This window comes from Allobosea sp., from assembly GCF_035944895.1.
Taxonomy (GTDB): domain Bacteria; phylum Pseudomonadota; class Alphaproteobacteria; order Rhizobiales; family Beijerinckiaceae; genus Allobosea.
The window spans coordinates 913,575-934,064 of the sequence record NZ_DASZAT010000005.1 but is presented as its reverse complement, the minus strand read 5'-3'; the positions used below and the strand labels follow the sequence as shown (position 1 = coordinate 934,064).

21 protein-coding genes are annotated in these 20,490 nt (G+C 69.6%); 11 read left to right on the top strand and 10 right to left on the bottom strand.

From position 1 onward, the window contains the following. Window positions 1-13 precede the first annotated feature (13 nt). The 3 genes from VGV58_RS06700 to lpxK are packed head-to-tail and all read left to right on the top strand — an operon-like array spanning window position 14 to window position 3,095. Window positions 14-763 carry a lysophospholipid acyltransferase family protein gene (locus VGV58_RS06700; protein WP_326873191.1) on the top strand — a complete coding sequence of 250 codons (750 nt, stop codon included), beginning with the start codon at window positions 14-16 and terminating at the stop codon, window positions 761-763. After that, window positions 760-2,061, top strand: a complete 1,302-nt coding sequence (locus tag VGV58_RS06695; RefSeq protein WP_326873190.1) for a 3-deoxy-D-manno-octulosonic acid transferase — start codon at window positions 760-762, stop codon at window positions 2,059-2,061. Before VGV58_RS06700 ends, VGV58_RS06695 begins: the two co-directional genes overlap by 4 nt. Beyond that, window positions 2,061-3,095 (top strand): tetraacyldisaccharide 4'-kinase, encoded by a 1,035-nt coding sequence (gene lpxK / locus VGV58_RS06690; protein ID WP_326873189.1) that lies wholly within the window; start codon window positions 2,061-2,063, stop codon window positions 3,093-3,095. The genes VGV58_RS06695 and lpxK overlap by 1 nt, the downstream gene beginning before the upstream one ends. On the opposite strand, the gene VGV58_RS06685 is transcribed toward lpxK, so the two are convergent. Further along, entirely contained in the window at window positions 3,063-3,284 is a 222-nt protein-coding gene (locus VGV58_RS06685; protein ID WP_326873187.1) for a DUF2093 domain-containing protein, read from the bottom strand. The genes lpxK and VGV58_RS06685 overlap by 33 nt on opposite strands. A 116-nt stretch (window positions 3,285-3,400) precedes the next feature. Here VGV58_RS06685 and VGV58_RS06680 point away from each other — a divergent pair, with 116 nt between their 5' ends. After that, window positions 3,401-4,249 carry a dienelactone hydrolase family protein gene (locus tag VGV58_RS06680; RefSeq protein ID WP_326873185.1) on the top strand — a complete coding sequence of 283 codons (849 nt, stop codon included), beginning with the start codon at window positions 3,401-3,403 and terminating at the stop codon, window positions 4,247-4,249. 32 nt (window positions 4,250-4,281) lie between these two features. Here VGV58_RS06680 and VGV58_RS06675 read toward each other — a convergent pair whose 3' ends face one another. After that, entirely contained in the window at window positions 4,282-5,010 is a 729-nt protein-coding gene (locus VGV58_RS06675; RefSeq protein WP_326873184.1) for an SGNH/GDSL hydrolase family protein, read from the bottom strand. Between the two features lie 155 nt (window positions 5,011-5,165). Then, entirely contained in the window at window positions 5,166-6,692 is a 1,527-nt protein-coding gene (xseA, locus tag VGV58_RS06670; RefSeq protein WP_326873183.1) for an exodeoxyribonuclease VII large subunit, read from the bottom strand. Between the two features lie 91 nt (window positions 6,693-6,783). On the opposite strand from xseA, the gene purD reads away from it, so the two are divergent. Genes purD through VGV58_RS06655 form a run of 3 tightly spaced genes read left to right on the top strand, consistent with a single transcriptional unit; the run spans window position 6,784 to window position 9,942 of the window. Then, window positions 6,784-8,064, top strand: a complete 1,281-nt coding sequence (gene purD, locus VGV58_RS06665) for a phosphoribosylamine--glycine ligase (protein ID WP_326873182.1) — start codon at window positions 6,784-6,786, stop codon at window positions 8,062-8,064. A 60-nt stretch (window positions 8,065-8,124) separates the two neighbouring features. Continuing rightward, window positions 8,125-9,039, top strand: a complete 915-nt coding sequence (locus tag VGV58_RS06660) for an alpha/beta fold hydrolase (protein ID WP_326873181.1) — start codon at window positions 8,125-8,127, stop codon at window positions 9,037-9,039. A 27-nt stretch (window positions 9,040-9,066) separates the two neighbouring features. Further along, window positions 9,067-9,942 (top strand): patatin-like phospholipase family protein, encoded by an 876-nt coding sequence (locus tag VGV58_RS06655; protein WP_326873180.1) that lies wholly within the window; start codon window positions 9,067-9,069, stop codon window positions 9,940-9,942. Here the strand turns inward: VGV58_RS06655 and VGV58_RS06650 are convergent. Continuing rightward, window positions 9,902-10,648, bottom strand: coding sequence for an ArsR/SmtB family transcription factor (locus VGV58_RS06650; RefSeq protein WP_326873179.1), 747 nt, complete (start codon window positions 10,646-10,648; stop codon window positions 9,902-9,904). The two genes, VGV58_RS06655 and VGV58_RS06650, sit on opposite strands and share 41 nt — an antisense overlap. A gap of 151 nt (window positions 10,649-10,799) precedes the next feature. On the opposite strand from VGV58_RS06650, the gene VGV58_RS06645 reads away from it, so the two are divergent. Further along, window positions 10,800-11,540: a sulfite exporter TauE/SafE family protein gene (locus tag VGV58_RS06645; protein ID WP_326873178.1), complete on the top strand. Its 741-nt coding sequence runs from the start codon at window positions 10,800-10,802 to the stop codon at window positions 11,538-11,540. Between the two features lie 12 nt (window positions 11,541-11,552). On the opposite strand, the gene VGV58_RS06640 is transcribed toward VGV58_RS06645, so the two are convergent. The 3 genes from VGV58_RS06640 to VGV58_RS06630 form a co-directional block, all read right to left on the bottom strand. Further along, window positions 11,553-11,933 carry a peptidoglycan L,D-endopeptidase MepK gene (locus VGV58_RS06640; protein WP_326873177.1) on the bottom strand — a complete coding sequence of 127 codons (381 nt, stop codon included), beginning with the start codon at window positions 11,931-11,933 and terminating at the stop codon, window positions 11,553-11,555. A gap of 394 nt (window positions 11,934-12,327) precedes the next feature. Next, complete coding sequence (locus VGV58_RS06635) at window positions 12,328-12,831, bottom strand: GNAT family N-acetyltransferase (RefSeq protein ID WP_326873176.1); 504 nt, start codon at window positions 12,829-12,831, stop codon at window positions 12,328-12,330. Then, on the bottom strand, window positions 12,831-13,259 hold the full coding sequence (locus VGV58_RS06630; protein ID WP_326873581.1) for a nucleoside deaminase: 429 nt from the start codon (window positions 13,257-13,259) through the stop codon (window positions 12,831-12,833). Before VGV58_RS06630 ends, VGV58_RS06635 begins: the two co-directional genes overlap by 1 nt. 173 nt (window positions 13,260-13,432) lie before the next feature. Here VGV58_RS06630 and VGV58_RS06625 point away from each other — a divergent pair, with 173 nt between their 5' ends. Further along, on the top strand, window positions 13,433-15,619 hold the full coding sequence (locus VGV58_RS06625; RefSeq protein WP_326873175.1) for a pseudouridine synthase: 2,187 nt from the start codon (window positions 13,433-13,435) through the stop codon (window positions 15,617-15,619). A 10-nt stretch (window positions 15,620-15,629) separates the two neighbouring features. Beyond that, on the top strand, window positions 15,630-16,190 hold the full coding sequence (rsmD, locus tag VGV58_RS06620) for a 16S rRNA (guanine(966)-N(2))-methyltransferase RsmD (RefSeq protein WP_326873174.1): 561 nt from the start codon (window positions 15,630-15,632) through the stop codon (window positions 16,188-16,190). 38 nt (window positions 16,191-16,228) lie between these two features. Here the strand turns inward: rsmD and VGV58_RS06615 are convergent, their stop codons facing one another. Next, window positions 16,229-16,744 (bottom strand): hypothetical protein, encoded by a 516-nt coding sequence (locus VGV58_RS06615; RefSeq protein WP_326873173.1) that lies wholly within the window; start codon window positions 16,742-16,744, stop codon window positions 16,229-16,231. 76 nt (window positions 16,745-16,820) lie between these two features. Here VGV58_RS06615 and VGV58_RS06610 point away from each other — a divergent pair, with 76 nt between their 5' ends. Then, window positions 16,821-17,339 (top strand): DUF2306 domain-containing protein, encoded by a 519-nt coding sequence (locus VGV58_RS06610; protein WP_326873172.1) that lies wholly within the window; start codon window positions 16,821-16,823, stop codon window positions 17,337-17,339. Window positions 17,340-17,350: 11 nt separating this feature from the next. Here VGV58_RS06610 and mutL read toward each other — a convergent pair whose 3' ends face one another. Next, complete coding sequence (mutL, locus tag VGV58_RS06605) at window positions 17,351-19,165, bottom strand: DNA mismatch repair endonuclease MutL (protein WP_326873171.1); 1,815 nt, start codon at window positions 19,163-19,165, stop codon at window positions 17,351-17,353. Window positions 19,166-19,187: 22 nt separating this feature from the next. Then, window positions 19,188-20,480: a M16 family metallopeptidase gene (locus VGV58_RS06600; RefSeq protein WP_326873170.1), complete on the bottom strand. Its 1,293-nt coding sequence runs from the start codon at window positions 20,478-20,480 to the stop codon at window positions 19,188-19,190. Window positions 20,481-20,490 lie beyond the last annotated feature (10 nt).

Sequence of the window (20,490 nt, the reverse complement as noted above, 5' to 3'; positions counted from 1 at the left end):
GCAGTCCGGTTCCATGGGATTTTCGCTGCTCAAGACGAAGTTCGCGCAGGAGGCGCTCGGGCGCAGCCTCGCCTATTATCTGCGCCTGGTCCGGCGCACGAACCGTTTCGTCGTCGAGCCGGCAGATGTTTATGAACGCGTGCGCGGCGAGCTGCCGCTGATCATCGCGATGTGGCATGGCCAGCACGTCATGATCCCGTTCGCCCGGCCGGAGTGGATGCCGTCCTGCTCGCTGGTCTCGCGCCATGGCGACGGCGGTTTCAACGCGGTGGCGCTGCGCGAGCTCGGCATCGGTGCGATCCGCGGCTCGGGCGCCTCGGGCAAGAAGGTCCGCGAGAAGGGCGGCGCGCCGGCCTTCCTCGCCATGGTCCGCAGGCTCGCCGCCGGCGACACCATGGTGCTGACCGCCGACATCCCCAAGCGCGCCCGCATCTGCGGCCCCGGCATCGTCCAATTGGCACGCGCATCGGGCCGACCGATCCATCCGATCGCGGTGGTGACCAGCCGGCGCATCGACTTCAACAGCTGGGACCGCGCCTCGATCGGCCTGCCCTTCGGGCGGGGGGCCATCGTCGTCGGCGATCCCGTCTGGGTTGCGCGCGAGGCGGACGAGGCGACCTGCGAGGCGGCGCGGCTGGCCGTCCAGGCCGGGCTCGACGCCGTGCATGAGCGCGCCTATGCGCTGATCGGCGCGCGCGATCCCGGCGCCGACCTGCGTGAAATCCAGGCCGCCAAGGCTGCTGCCAAGGCCAGCGCCGCATGATCGGCCGCAGCTTCATCATCCAGGCCTATCGGACGCTCACCGCCCTGCTCGAGCCGGCGGCCGCCGGCCTGCTGCTCTGGCGACGCCGGCGCGGCAAGGAGGATCCGGCACGCCTGTCCGAACGGCGCGGCCATCCGAGCGTCGAGCGGCCGGCGAAGACGCTGGTCTGGCTGCACGGCGCCAGTGTCGGCGAGACAGTGACGCTGCTGCCCCTGATCGAGCGGCTGCAGCGGCGTGGGCTTGCGGTGCTGGTGACCTCGGGAACCGTGACCTCGGCGCGGCTCCTGGCGCAGCGTTTGCCGGCCGGGGCGATCCATCAGTTCCTGCCGCTCGACGTTCCCCGCTATATGCGCCGTTTCCTCGAGCATTGGCGCCCTGATCTCGGCCTGATCTGCGAGTCCGAAATCTGGCCGAACCTGATGATCGAGTCCGGCAAGCGTGGCGTACCGCTCGTCCTCGTCAATGCGCGCATGTCGGAGCGCTCCTTCCGGCGCTGGTACAAGTTCCCGCAGACCTCGCGCTATCTGCTCTCCGGCTTCGATCGCTGCCTGGCGCAGTCGCAGGAGGACGGGCAGCGCCTCGCCCAGCTCGGCGCGCCGCGCGTCAGCATCGCCGGCAACCTGAAATTCGACGTCCCCGCCCCACCGGCCGATCCCAATACGCTGGCCCTGCTCGATGGCCTCGCCGCCGGCCGGCCGGTCTGGGTCGCCGCCTCGACCCATCCGGGTGAGGAGGAGGACGTGCTCGCCGCCCATCTCGGCGTCCGGGCCCATCTGCCCAAGCTCCTCACCATCGTCGTGCCCCGCCATCCCGATCGCGGCGGCGAGGTCGAGGCCCTGGCGCAGGCCAATGACGTCGCCAGCGCCCGCCGCTCGCTCGGCCGCCTGCCCGAGCGCGACATCGACTTCTACATCGCCGACACGCTCGGCGATCTCGGCCTGTTCTACCGGCTGGCGCCTGTCGCCTTCATCGGCGGCTCGCTCGCCCCCATCGGCGGCCACAACCCGATCGAGCCGGCCAAGCTCGGCTGCGCCCTGCTGCACGGCCCGCTCGTGCATAAATCCGCCGAGCTCTTCGCCGCCTTCGACGCCGGCGGTGGCGCAATCCAGGTCGCCGACCGGCAGGAGCTGGCCCAGGCAGTGCATCGCTGGCTCAGCGACCCCGCCGCGGCGCGCCAGGCCGCGCGGGCCGCCGCCCGCACCAGCACGGAGCTCAGCGGCGCGCTCGACCGCACGGTCCAGGCGATCGAGCCGCTGCTGCTGCGCGCCACGATCGGCCAGCGCGAGAGCGTGGACTGATGCGCGCCCCGGGGTTCTGGTGGCGCGCGCCGCCATCCGCCCTTGCCCGGCTGCTGCAACCGCTCGGGATGCTCTATGGCGCGATCACGCTGAAGCGCATGCGCCGTCCGGGTGCCGAAGCCGGCATACCGGTGATCTGCGTCGGCAATTTCGTCGCCGGCGGCGCGGGGAAGACGCCCACAACATTGGCGCTCGCAGAGCGGCTGGCCGCGATGGCCGAGACGCCCTTCGCCCTGACGCGCGGCTACGGCGGCAAGCTCTCCGGCCCGCTGCGCGTCGATCCGACCCGGCATGATGCGGCGGATGTCGGCGACGAGCCGCTGCTGCTGGCCGCCCGCCTGCCGACTGTCGTGGCGCGAGAACGGCCGGCCGGAGCAGCGCTGGCGCGCGAGGCCGGCGCCAGCCTCGTCCTGATGGATGACGGATTGCAGAATCCCTCGCTGCACAAGGACCTGCGATTGGCGGTCGTCGATGGTGCCGTCGGCGTCGGCAACGGGCTTTGCCTGCCGGCCGGGCCACTGCGCGCACCGCTCGCAGGGCAGCTCGGGCAGGTCGATGCCCTCGTCATCATCGGAGAGGGAGCGGCCGGCGACCATGTCGCCACGCAGGCGCTGAGCGTCGGCAAGCGCGTTCTGCGGGCCAGGCTCGTGCCGCCGGTCGACATTCAGGCGGAGCTCGCCGGCCTGCCGGTGCTGGCGGTCTCGGGGATCGGCCGGCCGGGGAAATTCGCAGCAACACTGCGCGCCGCCGGTGCGAGGCTTGGCGGCGAGCACGCTTATGGCGACCACCATGCCTATTCGGATGCTGACGTCGCGGCGCTGATCGCCGACGCCAAGGCGAAGGCCTGCCGCATCGCCGTCACCGAGAAGGACATGGTCAAGCTCGCGCCACTCTGGCCGGCAGCCGAGCGCTCGCTCCTTCTCTGCGTGCCGGTCACGCTCGTCTTCGAGGATGAAGCAGCGCTCGACGCGCTGCTGCGTAATGCCGTCGTAAGGGCCCGCTCAGGCGCGGCCGGCGCGGCGCACGCGCAATAGCACCGCCTCGGGCGAGGCATAGGCCTCCTGCCAGTCGACCGACCAGTAGCGCAGATCCTCGAGCCGGATCGCGGCGCCAGTGACGGCGCAGCGGACGAAGGCGCCGGGGCGCACGACCCGGAACTCGCCATGGCCGTAATCGACCAGCGCTTCGGATCCGGAAGGGGGCAGACGTTCGTTGATGTTCATCACGGGGCCGGGCGATCGAGCGGCGGAGAGCTAGCGCAAGGGTTGCAGTAGGACGCAACCATCTCTGAATCAACGCATTGTTCCAGCATGGTCTTTCTGTGATAGCGTCAGTTGCGATGATGTCCAGCCTGACCCGCGCCACTTTGCTGGCGATTGGTCTTGTTTCCCTGCTCGCGGTGCCCGCGATGGCGGGCGGCTATGAACGCGTCCGTATCCCGCATGACGATTACCAGCTCGACGCGGTGATGTTCCGCCCGACGGGCCCGGGGCCGTTTCCGGCCGTGGTCGCGCTGCACGGTTGCGGCGGCCTCTGGCGCGAACCCGAAAAGCTCTCGATGCGGCACAGCGACTGGGGCGAGCGCCTGGCCGAAGCCGGTCTCATCGTGCTGATGCCGGACAGCTACGGCTCGCGCGGGCTCGGCTCGCAATGCGGCGTCAAGGACGGCACCATCCGCGCCAGCCGCGAACGCGTCGGCGACGCGATGGCGGCGCGGCGCTGGCTGCAGGACCGCTCCGATGTCCGCCGCGATGCGATCGCGCTGCTCGGCTGGTCCGGTGGCGGCTCCACCGTCCTGGCTGCAATCCGAAGGGATCGCCGGCCGGCCGACCGCCAGCCGGACTTCGCCCGCGCCGTGGCATTCTATCCCGGTTGTCGCGCCCAGTCGGAATCGGGCAGCTTCGAAGCCCGTCTGCCGACCCTGATCCTGATGGGCGACGCCGACGACTGGACGCCGCCCGCCCCGTGCGACTTCCTTGCCAAGGCCGCCCGTGCCCGTGGCGAGCCGGTCGAGCTCGTGCTCTATCCCGGAGCGGTGCATGATTTCGACCATCCGCGCCTCGACCGGCGCGAGAAGAATGGCGTCGCCTATTCGGCCTCCGGAACCGGCAGGGTCACGGTCGGTACCGACCCGGCGGCGCGCGACGACGCGATCAAGCGGGTCAAGGCCTTCCTGATGGGCAAATGAAAGCGGCGGCGAAGCAGCGGCCTGTCCAGCCGTCAGCGCGCCGAAGCCGCGAGCGTCACCGCCGGCTTGTCGCCGAGGAGCGAGCGGGCGATGTCCTGGGCCAGGCAGCCATAGCCTGCATCGCTCATATGGAAACGGTCGCCGGCGAGCGCAGCCATGAAGCCCTCCGCGTCGCGCTGATACCAGCTCAGCATCGCCTGGTAGCGCGACAGCACCGGAACGGCCCGTGCCTTGGCCACTTCGGCGATAGCGTCGACATAAGCGCGATAGCGCGCCGTCTCCTTGATCCCGGGATAGAACTGCGGATCGAGGATGACGAGCCGGGTGCGGGCCTGCTTGCCGGCGGCGATCCCGTCGGCGACGAGATTGCGGAAGGTGCCGAGATCGCCGCCGGTCACGGCGTCGTTGGTGCCGACCTGCCAGATCACCAGATCGTAGCGGCCTTCCGACAACGCGGCCTTCAGGCGCGACAAAGTCTGCGGCGCAGTCTCACCGCCGATGCCGGCATTGACCATCTCGATGGAACGGCCCGCAAGGCCCGCGCGCAGCAGAGCGCCGAGCCGGGCTGGATAGGTCTTGTCCTTGCCGCTGGCGCCGATCCCCTCGGTCGATGACGAGCCGATGGCAAGAATGCGCAAGGGTGCGTTGCCCTTGCTCCAGGTCGAAGCGAGATCGGCAGCATCGTGGGTGAGCGTCGACGGCTTGCAGACGAACTCGGTCGCATTCGCCTGCTGAACTTGCAGGGCCAGAGGCGCAAGCATGGCAAAGGCACAAGCAAGGCCTGTCCGGAAACCGGCGAGCATCTAGGAGCATCCCCCAACCGCTATCAGGCAGCGATTAGCCAGCGCTAGCTGAACGCTATCTGAACGGGAGCCAGCTCATCCAGATTGGTGGTGAATGACCGGTTTTCGGAATGTCAGAACAGATCGCCCTGCCCGCCTCCGCCAGCCGGCTTGCGCGAGGCTTGTCGCGGTGCCTGGGGCGGCGAGGCGCCACCGCCCGGAACCACGGCCCCGAAGCTGCCGTCGGCGAGGGTAACCTGGAGAGCCAATCCCGGCCGCGCCGCCGCAGCGCTGCGCAGCAGATTGCCATCGCCGTCGCGTACCAGCGCATAGCCGCGCGCCAGCACCGCTTGCGGCCCGAGCGAGGCGGCGAGCGTCCAGACGCTGTCGAGCCGATCGCGGCGGCGCTGGATCTGGCGGCTGAAGGCTGGCAGCACCCTCGCGTGGACAGAATGCAGATTATCTCGGGCTCTGGCGATCCTGTTACGTTCGATCAGAAATATCTTGCTGCGCGCGGCGGCGAGCAGCTTGGCGAGGCCCTCAAGCTTCGCAGCATGGGTCTTGAGCTTTGCCGCTGGCGATTCTGCATGCAGTCGCCGGTCGAGCTGGGCGAGGCGCTGCTCATAGGCGCGGGCATTGCGCGCCAAAGCCGGGCCGAGTTTGGCTGCCGCGAGATCGAGCCGCTGGCGCGGCGCCGCCAGCAGGGTCTCGGGCGTCGGCAAAGCGCGGGCGAGCGCGCGCAGATCGTTGCGGCGGCGCTCGGACAGGCGCAGCGTCGCACCTGAAAGCCGGCGCGACAGGTCGGTTACCTGCGCCAGCAATTCGGCCCGTACCGGCACCACCTTTTCGGCCGCGCCTGTCGGCGTAGGGCTGCGCAGATCGGCGGCATGGTCGATCAGCGTCACGTCCGTCTCGTGGCCGACCGCCGAAACCAGCGGGATCAGCGAGGCGGCGGCGGCACGGACCACCACTTCCTCGTTGAAGCCCATCAGGTCTTCCAGCGAGCCGCCGCCGCGCGCGACGATGATCACGTCCGGACGCGGGATGCGACCGCCTTCGGGCAGCGCGTTGAAGCCAGCGATCGCATTGGCGACCTCGGCCGCGCTGCTCTCGCCCTGGACGCGCACCGGCCAGACCAGGACATGGCGCGGAAAACGCTCCTCCAGCCGGTGCAGGATGTCACGGATGACCGCGCCGGTCGGTGACGTCACGACGCCGACGACTCGGGGCAGGAACGGGATCAGCTGCTTGCGGCCGGCATCGAACAGGCCCTCGGCGGCGAGCTTCTTGCGGCGCTCCTCCAGCAGCGCCATCAGCGCGCCGATGCCGGCCGGCTCCAGCGAATCGATGATGATCTGGTAGCTCGACTTGCCGGCGAAAGTGGTGATCTTGCCAGTCGCGATCACCTCGAGCCCTTCCTGGGGCTTGGTCTTCAGGCGGCCGAAGACACCTTTCCAGATCACCGCATCGATCTTGGCGTTGGCGTCCTTCAGCGAGAAATAGACATGGCCGGAGCCGACCGGGCCGCGATAGCCGGAAATTTCGCCCCGGACGCGCACGAAGCCGAAGGCGTCTTCCAGCGTGCGCTTGAGCGCGCCGGAGAGGTCGGAGACCGACCATTCGGGGGCATTGCCGGCGGGCGGAGGCGATTCGCTGTCCATGGATGGTATTTAACGACACGAGGACGCGAGCAGAAGCGTTGCTCCGTCAGCCCGCGGCAGCTATTGCGCCCTGAGCAAGCGGAGAGATGCGATGAACATTCTTCTGATCGGGTCCGGCGGGCGCGAGCATGCCTTGGCCTGGGCGATCTCGGCCTCCCCGCTCTGCGACAAGCTCTTCATCGCCCCCGGCAATCCCGGCACCGCCCAATGCGGCGACAATGTCGTGCTCGACATTGCCGACCACCGCGCCGTCGCCGATTTCTGCAAACTGCAGGGCGTTGGCCTCGTCGTGGTCGGGCCGGAAGGCCCGCTGGTCGACGGTATCATCGATGACCTCGAAGCTGCGGGTATCAAGACCTTCGGCCCGTCGAAGGCCGCGGCGCAGCTCGAAGGCTCGAAGGCCTTCACCAAGGAGCTCTGCGCCGAATTCGGCATCCCGACTGCGGGTTTCGCCCGCTTCACCGACGAAGCCGCAGCCAGGGCCTATGTCGCCAAGACCGGTGCGCCGCTGGTGATCAAGGCCGACGGGCTCGCCGCCGGCAAGGGCGTCGTCATGGCCGAGACGATCGAACAGGCCAATGATGCCCTGGCGATGATGTTCTCCGGTGGGCTCGGCGCAGCCGGCGCCGAGGTCGTGATCGAGGAATGGATGATCGGCGAGGAGGCCAGCTTCTTCGCTCTCTGCGACGGCACACATGCCCTGCCGCTCGCCTCGGCCCAAGACCATAAGCGCGTCGGCGATGGCGATACCGGCCCGAACACCGGTGGCATGGGCGCCTATTCGCCGGCCCCGGTCATGACGAAGGCCCTGGAAGCGCAGGTCATGGCTGAGATCATCCAGCCCACGCTGGCGGGCATGAACCAGCGCGGCGCACCGTTCAAGGGTATCCTCTATGCCGGGCTGATGATCACGGCCGATGGCCCCAAGCTGATCGAGTACAACACCCGCTTCGGCGATCCCGAATGCGAGGTGCTGATGCCGCGGCTGAAGAGCGATATCGTCCCGGCCCTGCTGGCAGCCCGCGACGGCGTGCTGAATGCGGTCGATCTGCGCTGGTCCGACGATGTCGCGCTGACCGTGGTGATGGCCGCGAAGGGCTACCCCGGCACGCCGGAGAAAGGCAGCGTCATCAAGGGCATCGAGAGGGCTGCGGCCGAGAAGGACGTGCTGGTCTTCCATGCCGGCACGCAGACGAAGGATGGCGAGATCGTCGCGAGCGGCGGGCGCGTGCTCAACGTCGTAGCGCTCGGCAAGAGCGTCAGCGAGGCGCAGGCCAAGGCCTATGCCGCCGTCGATCTGATCGACTGGCCGGGCGGGTTCTGCCGCCGCGATATCGGCTGGCAGGCGGTGAAGCGCGAGCGCGAAGGCTGACAGGATCAGGCAGCCTGCCTAGATAGTGTGGCCGACGCGAAAACAGCGGAGAGCCACATCATGACCAATATCGACAGCCTCTTCCCCGGTTTCGAAGCGCGCTGGATCGACGGGCCTATCGGCAAGATCTTCGCGCGCGTCGGCGGCGAGGGGCCGCCGGTGGTGCTGATTCACGGCTTCCCCCAGACCCATGCCGAATGGCACGAGATGGTGGGGGAGCTCGCCAGGACGCACACTGTCGTCTGCCCGGACCTCCGCGGCTATGGTTGGTCGGCCGCCCCGCATGGCGACGGCGGCAAGGCGCTCTACAGCAAGCGCGGCATGGGCGAGGACATCGTCGCCGCGATGAGCGCACTCGGCTTCAACCGCTTCGCGGTGATCGGCCATGACCGCGGCGCCCGCGTCGCCTATCGCCTCGCGCTCGACCATCCCGGCCGGGTCGAGCGGCTCGTCCTGCTCGACATCCTGCCGACCGTGTCGATGTGGGAAGGCATGAACGCAGCGCGCGCCATGCAGGTCTATCACTGGACCTTCCTGGCCCAGCCCGAGCCGGTGCCGGAGAAGTTGATCCAGGCCGACCCGGCCGGCTGGCTCGATCATACGATCGCAAGCTGGACGCGGGCCAAGAAGATCGAGGCCTTCCACCCGCTTGCGCTGGCCGCCTACGCCGAATCCTTCAACGATCCCTCGCGCATCCATGCCGCCTGCGAGGACTATCGGGCGGGGGCCACGACCGATCTCGACCACGACAAGGCCGATCTCGGGGCTGGCAAAAAGATTCTCTGCCCGGTGCTGGTGCTCTGGGGCGAGGCCGGCATCCCGGCCAAGGGCGCAAGCCCGCTCGAGATCTGGCGCGAGACTTTCGCGCCGCAGGCGGAGGGACAGGCGATCGCCAGCGGCCATTTCCTGCCGGAGGAGAATCCGCAGGACACGCTCGCGGCAGTGAAACCTTTCCTTGCAAGGGAGGTTGCCTGAGCGGCTCCCGCACCGCAACATCAGGCCATGACCAGCGCCTCCAGCCCTCTCGCCCGCCTGCCCAACCCGTCCGGGCCCGAGCTCGTCCTCGTGCTCGGCTCGGGTGGCGCGCGCGGGCTCAGCCATATCCCGGTGCTGGAGGCGCTCGACGAGCTCGGCCTGAAGCCGGCGCTGATCGCGGGATCGTCGATGGGGGCGATCGTCGGCGCGGCCTATGCCGCCGGCCTCTCCGGCCGCGACCTGCGCGCCCATGTCGAAGCGAGCTTCCGCGATCGGGCCCGGGTGATCGCCAGGCTGCTCGAAGCGCGCATCGGCAAGATCGCCGATCTCTGGCGTGGTGGGCTCGGCAATCCCGTGCTGATCGACGGTGAGCGCCTGCTTGACCTGTTCTGGCCGCAGGCGGTGCCCGATCGCTTCGAGGAGCTCGGCATCCCCTTCCTCTCGGTCGCGACCGACTACCACCTGCATGACGAGGTCATCCTCGGCAGCGGCCCGCTGACGCCGGCGGTCGCCGCCTCGCTGGCGATCCCCGGCCTGATCAAGCCGGTGACGATCGGTGGGCGCGTGCTGATCGACGGCGGCGCGATCAATCCCCTGCCCTATGACCGCCTGCTCGGACCAGGGCGCCTCGTGCTCGCAGTCGACACCAGTGCGCCGGCAACGGTCAGCGACAGCCGCGTGCCGGAGCCGTTGGAGGCGATGGTCGGCGTCTCGCAGATCCTGACGCGGGCGCTGGTCCAGCGCATGATCGAGCGCCAGCCGCCGGACATCCTGATCCGCGCCGGCGGCGAGGGCTTCGGCGGGCTCGACTTCTTCCGCTGGCAGGCGATCCTCGAGGCTGCCGAGCCGGCGAAGGAAGAGGTCAAGCGGAGGCTGTCAGAGGCGCTCGAACGGGCGGCGTAAGCGCCTCCGGCTCGTCGCAGCGGAAGCCCGGCAGGCCGGCCTCCAGCGCCGCACGCCCCTTCTCCGTCAGGACCACCGCGCGACTGTCCTTGATCCGCGTCACCCAGCCGGCCTCGAAGCAGCGGCAGGCCAATGCCGCCGCGAGCGAACCGGCGAGATGCGGCCGACGTTCGCTCCAGTCGAGGCAGGGCCGCAGCGCAGCGCGCTTGTCCTTGCTTGCAGCAGCGGGGTCGATCCCAAGCTCGGCGAACAGCGCGACGCCGGAACGAGTCAGCCCATAGCCACCATCGGCGACGGTGAGATGCCCGCCGGCGACGAGCGCGTCATGGATGGCTATGCCGAGACGGCCGGCGAAATGGTCATAGCAGGTGCGGGCGCGGGCAAGGTCGGCACCGACGCGCGGCGGCAGGCGCCGCCCGTTCGTCTGCCCCCCGGAGAGCACCATCAACCCCTCCAGCGCGGCAGCAACCTCCGGACCGGCGAGTCGATAGTAGCGATGACGGCCTTGCACGGCGACGCCGAGCAAACCGCCCTGCATCAGCTTGGCGAGATGGCCGCTCGCGGTCTGCGGCGCGACGCCAGCCAGGAAGGCGAGCTCCTTCGCCGTCAGGGCGCGGCCATCCATCAGCGCGTGCAGCATGTTGGCGCGGGCGGGGTCACCCATCAGATGGGCGATCTCGGCGAGATAGGGTCCATGCATGGCCATGGCTCGACGCCTCCATTGTGGCTGCCATGATGACGTCCCAGCCAATCCAGGCAAGCGAGGACGCTACGGCGGGGACCGTAGTATCGAAGAGCGACAGCGCTGGTCAGGACTGTCAGAAGTCGCGACATCGCAAATCGGGATCGGCAGGGCCATGGACCAGACGACACTCCTCACCTTCATCGCCGCGACCTTCGTGCTTGCCGGCTTCGTCAAGGGCGTGATCGGGCTCGGCCTGCCGACGATCGCGGTCGGCGTGCTCGGCGTGGTGATGGCGCCGGCGCAGGCGGCGGCGCTGCTCGTCATCCCCAACCTCGTCACCAATAGCTGGCAACTGACCGGCCCGAAGCTCAAGGCGATCGCGATCCGACTCTGGCCGATGCTGGCCGGGACTTGCGTCGGCACCTGGGCCGGCGCCGGACTGCTGGAAAAAGCCAAGGACGGTTCGGCGACGCTTTGGCTCGGTATCGCGCTGGTGCTCTATGCGCTGGTCGGGCTGAAGGCGGCCAAGCTGCGCGTGCCGGAAAAGGCCGAGATCTGGCTCGGCCCGCTGGTCGGCGTCATCACCGGCGCCGCCACCGCGGCGACCGGCGTCTTCGTGCTGCCGGCGGTGCCCTATCTGCAGGCACTCGGCTTCGACAAGGACGAATTGGTGCAGGCGCTCGGCCTCTCCTTCATCGTCTCGACGATCGCCCTGTCCTTCGGGCTGGTCGGCGCCGGCGCGCTCGATCTCAAGGTCGCCGGAGCGTCATTGCTAGCGCTGCTGCCGGCGCTGGCCGGGATGTGGTTCGGCCAGGCGATCCGCCAGCGCATCTCGGCTGCGACGTTCAAGCTCTGCTTCTTCGCCGGATTGCTGGCGCTGGGCGGCTATCTCGTCGCCCGGACCTTGCTCTGAACTGAGCTGAGCTCAGCGGCCACGCCCCGCATAAGCCAGCCGGCGGCTACGCTTGTAACCGTACCAGGCGATCTCGCGGTCGCCGACATCGACATGGACGAGGCCGTTCGAATAGGATCCGACACCGCCGACGCTCTGGATTTTCTTGGCAACGGCTGCGGCGTTCCGCGGCGAGGTGGCGAGCGGACGGAAGTCGATGGCGTTGCCGCGATAGTGCTGGGAGTTGCGTGCGTGGCGACCGCCGCAGGTCGAGGTGATCTGGATCGGACCGATCTTCGCGGTGAGTTCCTTGATCATGCCGAGGGTTTCCGGCTTCAGGCAGTTCAGCCCCTTCACCTGCGGCTGGAACGAGATCTTCGCGAGATGGGTATCGGCGGCGAAGGAGGGGGACACAGACCAACAGGCCGCGGACAGCGCAGCCAACGCAACTTTACGCATAATGAAGATTTACCGACTTTGGGGAATGGAAGGCTCAAGCCACCATTCCTTGGTCTGGCTGAGCAGTGCAGCGGCGACCTACGGGCGATAAAAGGCAAAAACAAGGCAGTTTACGACAGGATTTCGGAAACCGATCAGCTCGGGATTTTCCTTACATCACCTGGACTAAGTCGATCGAACTAACTGAACGGCTAAATACTTGGCTGCACATCTATCAGATAATTCACTCTATACGATCTGAAATTGAATTATTACCTACAAGTGCAGTTTTGGCCGAATCCCCTCAAGCATTCGCCCAGCCGGCCGGGCATTCGCCTCGACCGCGCAGCCCTCGGATCGTCTTTCGCGGCTACAGCCCGAATGCGGAGGGGTAGCTGACCGAGCCCCGCTGTCCCGCCAATGCTCCCGGCACGAGCTCCAGCGCCATGAAGGCTTCGCCGGAGAAGGGTGAGGCCAGGGGCCGCGCCAGCGCCGCCGAGAAGCCGAAGCGCGGATAATAATCGGGATGGCCGAGCACGATCACGGCCTCCGCTCCTACAGCCCGCGCCTCACCGAGCGCCGCCGCGATCAGCCGGCCGCCGATGCCCTGCTTCTGCAGCCCCGGCCGCACCGCCATCGGCGCCAGTGCCAGAGCCTTCACGCTGCGGCCGTCGAGCATCGTCGGCAGCCAGCTCAGCAGGATATGGCCCCTGATCGTGCCCTCCCGTTCCGCTACAAGCTCGACTGCCACGAGGCCATCGCGGCGCAGGCGCTCGACAATATCGACTTCCTCCTCGCCGCCGAAGGCTGCACGGTTGAGCGCAGCGATGGCTTCCGCATCGGCCGGCTGCGCGGCTCGGATCGTCTCCGCCATCAGCGCCGCTCCCGGAAGAAATCGCGCAGCAGCTCGGCCGCCTCGCGCTCGCTCAGACCGCCATAGACCTCCGGCGCATGATGGCAGCTCGGGCTGCCATAGAGCCTGACGCCATTCTCGACCGCCCCGCCCTTCGGATCGGAGGCAGCGAAGTAGAGCCGCCTGATCCGGGCGAAGGAGATCGCCGCGGCGCACATCGGGCAGGGCTCGAGCGTGACATAGAGATCGCAATCGATCAGCCGCTCCGACTGGATGGCTTCGCAGGCGATCCGGATCGCCAGCGTCTCAGCATGGGCGGTCGGATCCTTCAGCTCGAGCGTGCGATTGCCGGCGCTGGCCAGCACCTGCCCGTCACGGACGATCACCGCCCCGACCGGCACCTCGCCGCGCTCCGCCGCGGCGCGCGCCTCTGCCAACGCCAGCGCCATCGGCGCCACCTCGACCTGCTTTGCGTCGATCGATCCCATCAAACCTTCATCTTTGACGTCGCAGCGCACGAAAACGCCTGCTACAAGCGCCGGCTAATACCAGATTCAAGAGCCGCTGCCGTCCCGGATCGCTTCGCAACCCGGTCCGCAATGATCCGGCTTCAGGAGCCACCATGAGCGACGACAACAACCAGAAAAGCCGCGGCCCGCGCAAGGGCGGCGGAACCGGCGGCCGCGGCGGCGGGCGCGACGGCGGCCCGGGACGCGGAGGCCCCGGCGGCCGGCCGCCCGGACGTGGCGGCAAGCCGCCCTTCCGCTCGCGCGATGGCGAGGAGCGGCCCCGGCGCGCACCGACCGAGGGTGCCGAACGCCGCAGCGAGGGCGAGCGCCCGGCGCGGCGCTTCGAGAAGAAGCCGTTCGGCGATCGGCCGCCACGCGAGGGCGGTGAACGGCCATTCCGTGACCGTGGCGGTGACGAACGCCGGACCAGCCGGCCGCCACGCGATGGCGACAGGCCAAGCCGCGAGAGGACTGGCGGCGATAGGCCCGGCGGCTTCGGGCGTCCTTCTCGCGACGGTGCACCGTCCCGTCCACCCCGCGATGGAGACCGTCCCCTCCGTGGGCGTGGTGACGACGAGCGTCGTGCGGCGCGCCCCGCCCGCGAAGGCGGCGAACGTCCCTTCCGCTCGCGTGACGGTGAAGAGCGCCGGCCGCCGCGGGACCGCGGCGATCAACCGGGCCGCAGCGAGCGCCCCTTCCGCGAGCGCAGCGGCAGCGGCGAGCGCCCTGCCCGGCCGCCACGCCGCGACGACCGCGGTGAGGGCCGCAGCTTCGGCGGCGGCAAGCGCTTCGACGCGCCGCACGGCAGCAATCCGACGCGCAGCCGGCCCGATCGGGCGCATCGCAACGCCGCCGAGATCGCCGAGGCCGTCTCGGTCCCGGCCGCGCCGCAGGAACCCGAGCGCATCGCCAAGGTAATGGCTCGCGCCGGCGTCGCCTCGCGCCGCGACAGCGAGGCGCTGATCGCGGAAGGCCGCGTCAGCGTCAACGGCAAGGTGATCGAGAGCCCGGCGCTCGATGTCGGCCCGAACGATGTCGTGCTGGTCGATGGCGAGCCCTTGCCGGCGCGCGAGCGCACAAGGCTGTGGTTCTACCACAAGCCGCGTGGCCTTGTGACGACCAACCATGATCCGGAAGGCCGCCCGACCGTGTTCGACGCGCTGCCGGAAGACCTGCCGCGCGTGCTCTCGGTCGGCCGGCTCGACATCAACACCGAAGGCCTGCTGCTGCTGACCAATGACGGCGGGCTGGCGCGGATGCTGGAGCTGCCAGAGACCGGCTGGCTTCGGCGCTATCGCGTGCGCGCCTTCGGCCAGGTCAACCAGGCGCAGCTCGACACGCTCCGGGGCGGCGTCACCATCGACGGCGTGCAGTACGGTCCGGTCATCGCCCAGTTCGAGCGCGAGCAGGGTTCGAACACCTGGCTGACCGTCGACCTGCGCGAGGGCAAGAACCGCGAGGTCAAGACGGTGCTGGAGCACCTCGGCCTGCAGGTGAACCGGCTGATCCGGGTCTCCTTCGGCCCGTTCCAGCTCGGCGACTTGCCGGAGGGCGAGGCCGAGGAGGTGCGCTCGCGCGTGCTGAAGGACCAGCTCGGCGCCGAATTGATGGCCAAGGCCGGCGTCGATTTCGACTCGCCGCGCCGCGACGAGATCCGATCGGACGAACGGCCCGCACGCGGCAGGCCCGCGCCCGCCGGCGACGACCGGCCGCGCCGGCGCCCGCGCGAGGAGCAGGCCGAGGAGGCTCGCCCTCTGCGCGGCGACAAGCCGTGGACGCGCGGCGTCTGGCGCGATGTCGAGGCCGAGCCGCAGCGCGAGCGCAAGGCGCCGCCGCGCCGCGGTGCCGACCCGAAGGAGGAACGGCAGGCGCGCGAGGCGACCGGCGCCGTCACGCGCGTGCGCGACAAGGCGATCGCCGATCCCAAGGGCCGGCGCGTCAAGGTCGAGCGCATCAGTGCCAAGCCGAAAGACGAGCCGCGCGAGGACAGGCCGGCACGGGCTCCCCGCGGCGAGCGCCCGGCGCGGACGCCCCGCGAGGAAAGCTTCGGTCGCGATCGCGGCGGTGAATCACCTTGGCGCGGCAGCGGCGACTGGGCCGACAAGCCGCCGCGCGGCAAGCGCCCGCCTAGTGGCGGTCCTGGCACTGACGAGCGCCCTGCCCGCCCGTTCCGCGGCAAGCCGTCCGGCGACCGGCCGGGTGGCGATCGCCCCGGCGGGCGCGGTCCGCGTCCCGGTGGCGGACGACCGCCGCGCTCCGGCCCGCCGCGTTCGGGCGGTGGGCGCGACCGTCGCGGCTGAGGCCTGAGCCATGCGCATCGTCGGGGGCCGCTTCGGCGGCCGGCCCCTCGCCAGCCCGAAGCCGGGAATCGGCGCGATCCGGCCGACCTCGGATCGCCTGCGGGAATCGCTGTTCAACGTGCTGGCGCATGGCCATGGCGATGCGGCCGACGGCGCGCGCGTGCTCGATCTCTTCGCCGGCACCGGCGCGATGGCGTTCGAGGCGCTCTCGCGCGGCGCCGCCTTCGCGCTGCTGGTCGATGACGGGGCCGAGGCACGCGGGCTGATCCGCGAGAACCAGATGGCGCTCGGGCTCGCCGGCTACAGCCGCATCTTCCGACGCGACGCGACCAGGCTCGGCCCGATCACCGGCATGCCTCCGTTCGACCTCGTCTTCTGCGATCCGCCCTATCGCAAGGGCCTGGGCGAGAAGGCCCTCGCCTCGGCCCGCGAAGGCGGCTGGCTGGCGAGCGAGGCGCTGATCGTGTTGGAAGAAGCCGCCGATGCAGAGATCGCGCTGCCGGCCGGGTTCGAGGAGCTCGACCGGCGGGATTATGGCGAGACGCAAGTGCGGTTTCTAAGGGCAGGTTGAAGCGAGGACAGTTCACGCTGCGGAAGCCACTACGCGCCTCAAGACAATTTCGGTTCGACGCAGACGGGGTCGCCGAGCCGAGTGAAGTACGCGTTCAGCGGATACATGCGTCGTGGCAGGAACGTCGCGCCGGTGTGCCCGAGCATCCACAGGACAGCAGCGCTGCCTTGGCTCTGAAGCGTCGCGCCGACCGCATAAGGCTCTGCCTCGGCGATCACCTCGAGCCGGCCGGTAAAGCCGACCATGGGTCCCGTGGCCTCGCGGGCAATGTCGAGACGCAGCGCCGTACGTCCGCATCTTGCGCCCTCGATTACTTCGGTGCCGCACCAACCCTCGCCGCAGCGGACGATATCGAGGGTCAGCTTCGGGCGTGACGCAGACCAGCGGCCGGTCAGGTCGGGCGCATCCGCGGCCCGCACCTCGCTCAACGCCACGCTGGCGACAAGAATCGCGGCCAGCGTACTGGCGCGACGGGAGAAGGCATGGATGCGCGATCGCAGCTTGACCGGGCGGATGCGCCCCAGAGCCATTGTCGCCGGACTGATCATCGCCATCCTCGTCACTCCGACAGCCGGGACCGCGATTGCGGTTGGAAGCGGGTTGCTACCCCTGCCCGACGTCCTGCTACTGGTGCGCCAGAAGCTGCCATTGGCGTTCCCACTCCACATGATCGCGTCGGGGCTGGCGCTGATTTTCATAGCGATCGCGGCGGCCGCGAGGCATCGGCGTGGCGTTCATCGGGCCATAGGCCGCATAGCAACGCTCTGCGTGCTGATTGGTGGATTGACCGCCCTGCCCGTGGCGCTGGCGAGCGAAGCAGGCCCCGTCGCGCGGGCCGGCTTCTTCGTGCAGGGCATCATCTGGCTGGCCCTGCTGATCGCGGCGGTGGTCGCGATCCGGCGCGGCGATACAAAGCGGCATGCGCGGCTGATGATAGCGATGGCGGCGGTGGCGTCCGGTGCGATCTGGCTGCGGCTGGCCCTCTGGCTGGCGATCGCATTGCAGCTCCCGTTCGAGGAGAGTTATGCATTCGCCGCTTGGGCCGCCTGGCTTCTGCCGCTGGGTTTCGTCCTGCTGCTCGGCAGGCCTGGCGTCAGAGAGAGCCGGCTTGAGGGGCACGCGGCGCAGGCACTGCCGCTGCGCACCTGAGCAAGGGGCCTCTACCTTCTCCCGAACAGCTTCTCGATATCGCTGAGCTTCAGCTCGACATAGGTCGGCCGGCCGTGATTGCACTGGCCGGAATTCGGCGTCGCTTCCATCTCGCGCAAGAGCGCGTCCATCTCCTCCGGGCGCAGGCGCCGGCCGGCGCGGACCGAGTTGTGGCAGGCCATCGTCGCCAGGACATGGTCGAGCCGGCGCTCCAGCGAGCCGGCGTCGCCATGCTCGGCGAGCGCGTCGGCGACGTCGCGGACGATGCCTTGCAGGTCGCCGCCGGCGACCGCGGCCGGCGCTTCGCGCACCAGCACGGCGCCGGGACCAAAGCTCTCGATGACGAGGCCGAGCGAGGCGAGATCGGGAGCCGCAGCATTCAGCCGGTCGGCGTCGACGGGATCGAGTTCGACCACCTCGGGCAGGAGCATGGGCTGGCGGGCAATACCGGCCTTGGCCCGCTCGGCCTTGAGGCGCTCATAGACCAGCCGCTCATGCGCGGCGTGCTGATCGACGATGACCATGCCGTCGCGGGTCTGGGCGACGATATAGGTGCCGTGGACCTGGGCGCGGGCCGCGCCGAGCGGCCTGTCGAGCGCGTCCTGCGGCGGTTCGGCGAGATGGGCTCTCGCATCGGCCGAGGGCATGGCGAGATCGGCGAAACCGGCCTGCATCGGCTGGGCTGGGGCTTCGGGAATGCGCCAGTCGGCAACACTGCCGAAATTCGGGCGCTGGATCGTGGCTGGCCCGCCGCCACCAAAGCCGCTGCCTGAGAAGACCGCGCGGAAGGCATCGAGCGTGCGGGCGCCGCCGGTGGTGGTGGCGCGGTGGCCGGCGCCGGCGAGCGCGGCCTTGAGGCTGGAGACGACGAGGCCCCGCACCAAAGCCGGATCGCGGAAGCGGACCTCGCTCTTGGCCGGGTGGACGTTGACGTCGACCACGGCGGGATCGCAGAGCACGTCGAGATAGAGAACCGGATGCCGATCAGAGGGCACAACGTCGGCATAGGCGCCGCGCACCGCCGAGAGCAGCAGCTTGTCGCGCACCGGGCGGCCGTTCACCGCCATGTGGACGCCGGCCAAGGTGCCGCGATGGAAGGTCGGCAGGCCGGCGAAGCCGGAGAGCCGGACGCCCTCGCGCTCGGTCTCGACGGTGAGCGCGTTCTCCGGGAAGTCACGCCCGAGCGCCCGGCCGAGGCGGCGCAGATGGCCGTCGGCGCCGATCGGCTCGGCCGGCCAGTCGAAGGCGCCGGCATGCTCGCCCTCGAGCGAGAAGCGGACCTCGGGATGGGCGATGGCGAGCCGCCGCAGCATGTCGGAGACGGCCTGCGCCTCGGCCCGGTCGCTCTTCAGGAATTTCAGGCGAGCCGGCGTGAAGATGAAGAGATCGCTGACCTCGATGCGGGTGCCGGGCGCCGCGGCCGCCGGCCTGACCGCCCCCTTGGCGCCGGCCTCGACGACGAGGGCACAGCCCTGCGCCGCATCGCGCTGGCGCGTGGTGATCGAGAGCCGCGCGACCGAGCCGATCGAAGGCAGCGCCTCGCCGCGGAAGCCGAGCGAACGGATGGCGAAGAGGTCGCCGTCGGGGAGCTTGGAGGTGGCGTGGCGCTCGACGCTGAGCGCGAGGTCGTCGGGGCTCATGCCGATGCCGTCGTCGACGACGCGGATCAGCTCGCGCCCACCGGCCCGGATGGTAACGGCTATGCTGGTGGCGCCGGCATCGATCGCGTTCTCGACCAGCTCCTTTACCGCCGCTGCCGGCCGCTCGATCACCTCGCCGGCAGCGATGCGATCGACCAGGACGGGATCGAGGCGGCGGATGCTCATGAGAGCTCCTCGGCTGGGAGCGTCAGACCAGACCGACCGGCCGGCCGACGGCCTGGACGAGCAGCTTGCCCTCGCCGAACAGGCGCTGGGCGACGCGGCGGACATCGGCCAGGGTCACCGCGGTGAAGTGCTGGTTGCGGGTCTCGACGAAATCGGGCTGTTCGCCGCGAATTGCGAGGCCAAGCAATTCACCGGCGATCTTCGGCGAGGTGTCGAAACGCAGCGAATAGGAGCCAATGAGGTAGCGCTTGGCCTCCTCGACCTCGTGCTCGCTCGGCCCTTCAGTAACGAGCTTGGCGATCTCCTCGCGGATCACCGCCATGGATTCGGCGACGCGGTCATTGCGGGTCGAGGTGCCGCCGACGAGGAAGCCGCTCTGGCGCAAGGGGATCAGGCTGGAGGAGACGCCATAGGCGAGGCCGCGCTTCTCGCGGACTTCCATGAACAGGCGCGAGGTGAAGGCCGAACCGCCGAGGATATGGTTCAGCACCGTCGCAGCGATGAAGTCGGGATCGCCCCACATCAGGCCGGGGCCGACGAAGCGCAGCACGGTCTGCGGCACGTCGAGATCGACGATACGGGTCTCACCGAGCCCAGCGACCGGCAAAGGCGCGGCGGGCTCGACGCGCGGCGCTCCGGCCGGCAGGGCGCCGAACAGGGCATCCAGCCGCGCGGACAATTCGCTGGCGGTGATGTCGCCGACCGCGACGACCTTGAGACCACCGCGAGTGAAGAGGCCCTGCGTCAGCGCCTTCAGCGCCGCAGGCTCGATGCCACTGACGCTGGCGACGTCACCGCGCTCCGGCCGGCCATAGGGATGGCCGGGAAAGGCGGCGGCGAAGAGCGCGTTGCGGCACATCACGTCCGGATTCTGCGCCTGGCGCTGCAGGCCGGCGATCACCTGTGCCTTGACCCGAGCCACCGCATCGGCGTCGAAGCGTGGCGCGTTGAGGGCGAGGCCGAGCAGTTCGAAGGCGACCTCGCGATGCTGCGACAGGGTCTGGAGCTGGCCGTGGAAATCGTCGCGGCGGGCATCGAAGGAGAGGTTGATGGCGTGGTCGGCAAGCCGCCCCTGGAAGGCCTCGGCGTCGAGATCACCGGCGCCCTCGTCGAGCAGACCGGAGACGAGGTTGGCGCTGCCGGCCGCATTGGCCGGGTCGCGGTTGGCGCCGCCGTCGAAGGCGAAGTCGAGGGCGAGCAGCGGCAGGCTGTGCTCCTCGACCAGCCAGGCCTCGACACCGCAGGTGGCGGTGACGCGCTGGACGGCGAGCGAGGGCCCGGGAGTGGCGGCGGTGGGAGCGAGCGAAACGGTCATCGGCAATCCT

What these genes read in the sequence shown, in the direction of transcription:
- VGV58_RS06635 (WP_326873176.1), bottom strand. Translation starts at nt 12,831, where the DNA reads ATGGCGGAGACGATCCGAGCCGCGCAGCCGGCCGATGCGGAAGCCATC.
- VGV58_RS06685 (WP_326873187.1), bottom strand. Translation starts at nt 3,284, where the DNA reads ATGAACATCAACGAACGTCTGCCCCCTTCCGGATCCGAAGCGCTGGTC.
- VGV58_RS06630 (WP_326873581.1), bottom strand. Translation starts at nt 13,259, where the DNA reads ATGGCGCTGGCGTTGGCAGAGGCGCGCGCCGCGGCGGAGCGCGGCGAG.
- VGV58_RS06675 (WP_326873184.1), bottom strand. Translation starts at nt 5,010, where the DNA reads ATGCTTGCGCCTCTGGCCCTGCAAGTTCAGCAGGCGAATGCGACCGAG.
- VGV58_RS06625 (WP_326873175.1), top strand. Translation starts at nt 13,433, where the DNA reads ATGAGCGACGACAACAACCAGAAAAGCCGCGGCCCGCGCAAGGGCGGC.
- VGV58_RS06655 (WP_326873180.1), top strand. Translation starts at nt 9,067, where the DNA reads ATGACCAGCGCCTCCAGCCCTCTCGCCCGCCTGCCCAACCCGTCCGGG.
- VGV58_RS06680 (WP_326873185.1), top strand. Translation starts at nt 3,401, where the DNA reads ATGATGTCCAGCCTGACCCGCGCCACTTTGCTGGCGATTGGTCTTGTT.
- VGV58_RS06660 (WP_326873181.1), top strand. Translation starts at nt 8,125, where the DNA reads ATGACCAATATCGACAGCCTCTTCCCCGGTTTCGAAGCGCGCTGGATC.
- lpxK (WP_326873189.1), top strand. Translation starts at nt 2,061, where the DNA reads ATGCGCGCCCCGGGGTTCTGGTGGCGCGCGCCGCCATCCGCCCTTGCC.
- VGV58_RS06600 (WP_326873170.1), bottom strand. Translation starts at nt 20,480, where the DNA reads ATGACCGTTTCGCTCGCTCCCACCGCCGCCACTCCCGGGCCCTCGCTC.
- mutL (WP_326873171.1), bottom strand. Translation starts at nt 19,165, where the DNA reads ATGAGCATCCGCCGCCTCGATCCCGTCCTGGTCGATCGCATCGCTGCC.
- VGV58_RS06700 (WP_326873191.1), top strand. Translation starts at nt 14, where the DNA reads ATGGGATTTTCGCTGCTCAAGACGAAGTTCGCGCAGGAGGCGCTCGGG.
- rsmD (WP_326873174.1), top strand. Translation starts at nt 15,630, where the DNA reads ATGCGCATCGTCGGGGGCCGCTTCGGCGGCCGGCCCCTCGCCAGCCCG.
- VGV58_RS06650 (WP_326873179.1), bottom strand. Translation starts at nt 10,648, where the DNA reads ATGGCCATGCATGGACCCTATCTCGCCGAGATCGCCCATCTGATGGGT.
- VGV58_RS06645 (WP_326873178.1), top strand. Translation starts at nt 10,800, where the DNA reads ATGGACCAGACGACACTCCTCACCTTCATCGCCGCGACCTTCGTGCTT.
- xseA (WP_326873183.1), bottom strand. Translation starts at nt 6,692, where the DNA reads ATGGACAGCGAATCGCCTCCGCCCGCCGGCAATGCCCCCGAATGGTCG.
- VGV58_RS06695 (WP_326873190.1), top strand. Translation starts at nt 760, where the DNA reads ATGATCGGCCGCAGCTTCATCATCCAGGCCTATCGGACGCTCACCGCC.
- purD (WP_326873182.1), top strand. Translation starts at nt 6,784, where the DNA reads ATGAACATTCTTCTGATCGGGTCCGGCGGGCGCGAGCATGCCTTGGCC.
- VGV58_RS06615 (WP_326873173.1), bottom strand. Translation starts at nt 16,744, where the DNA reads ATGGCGATGATCAGTCCGGCGACAATGGCTCTGGGGCGCATCCGCCCG.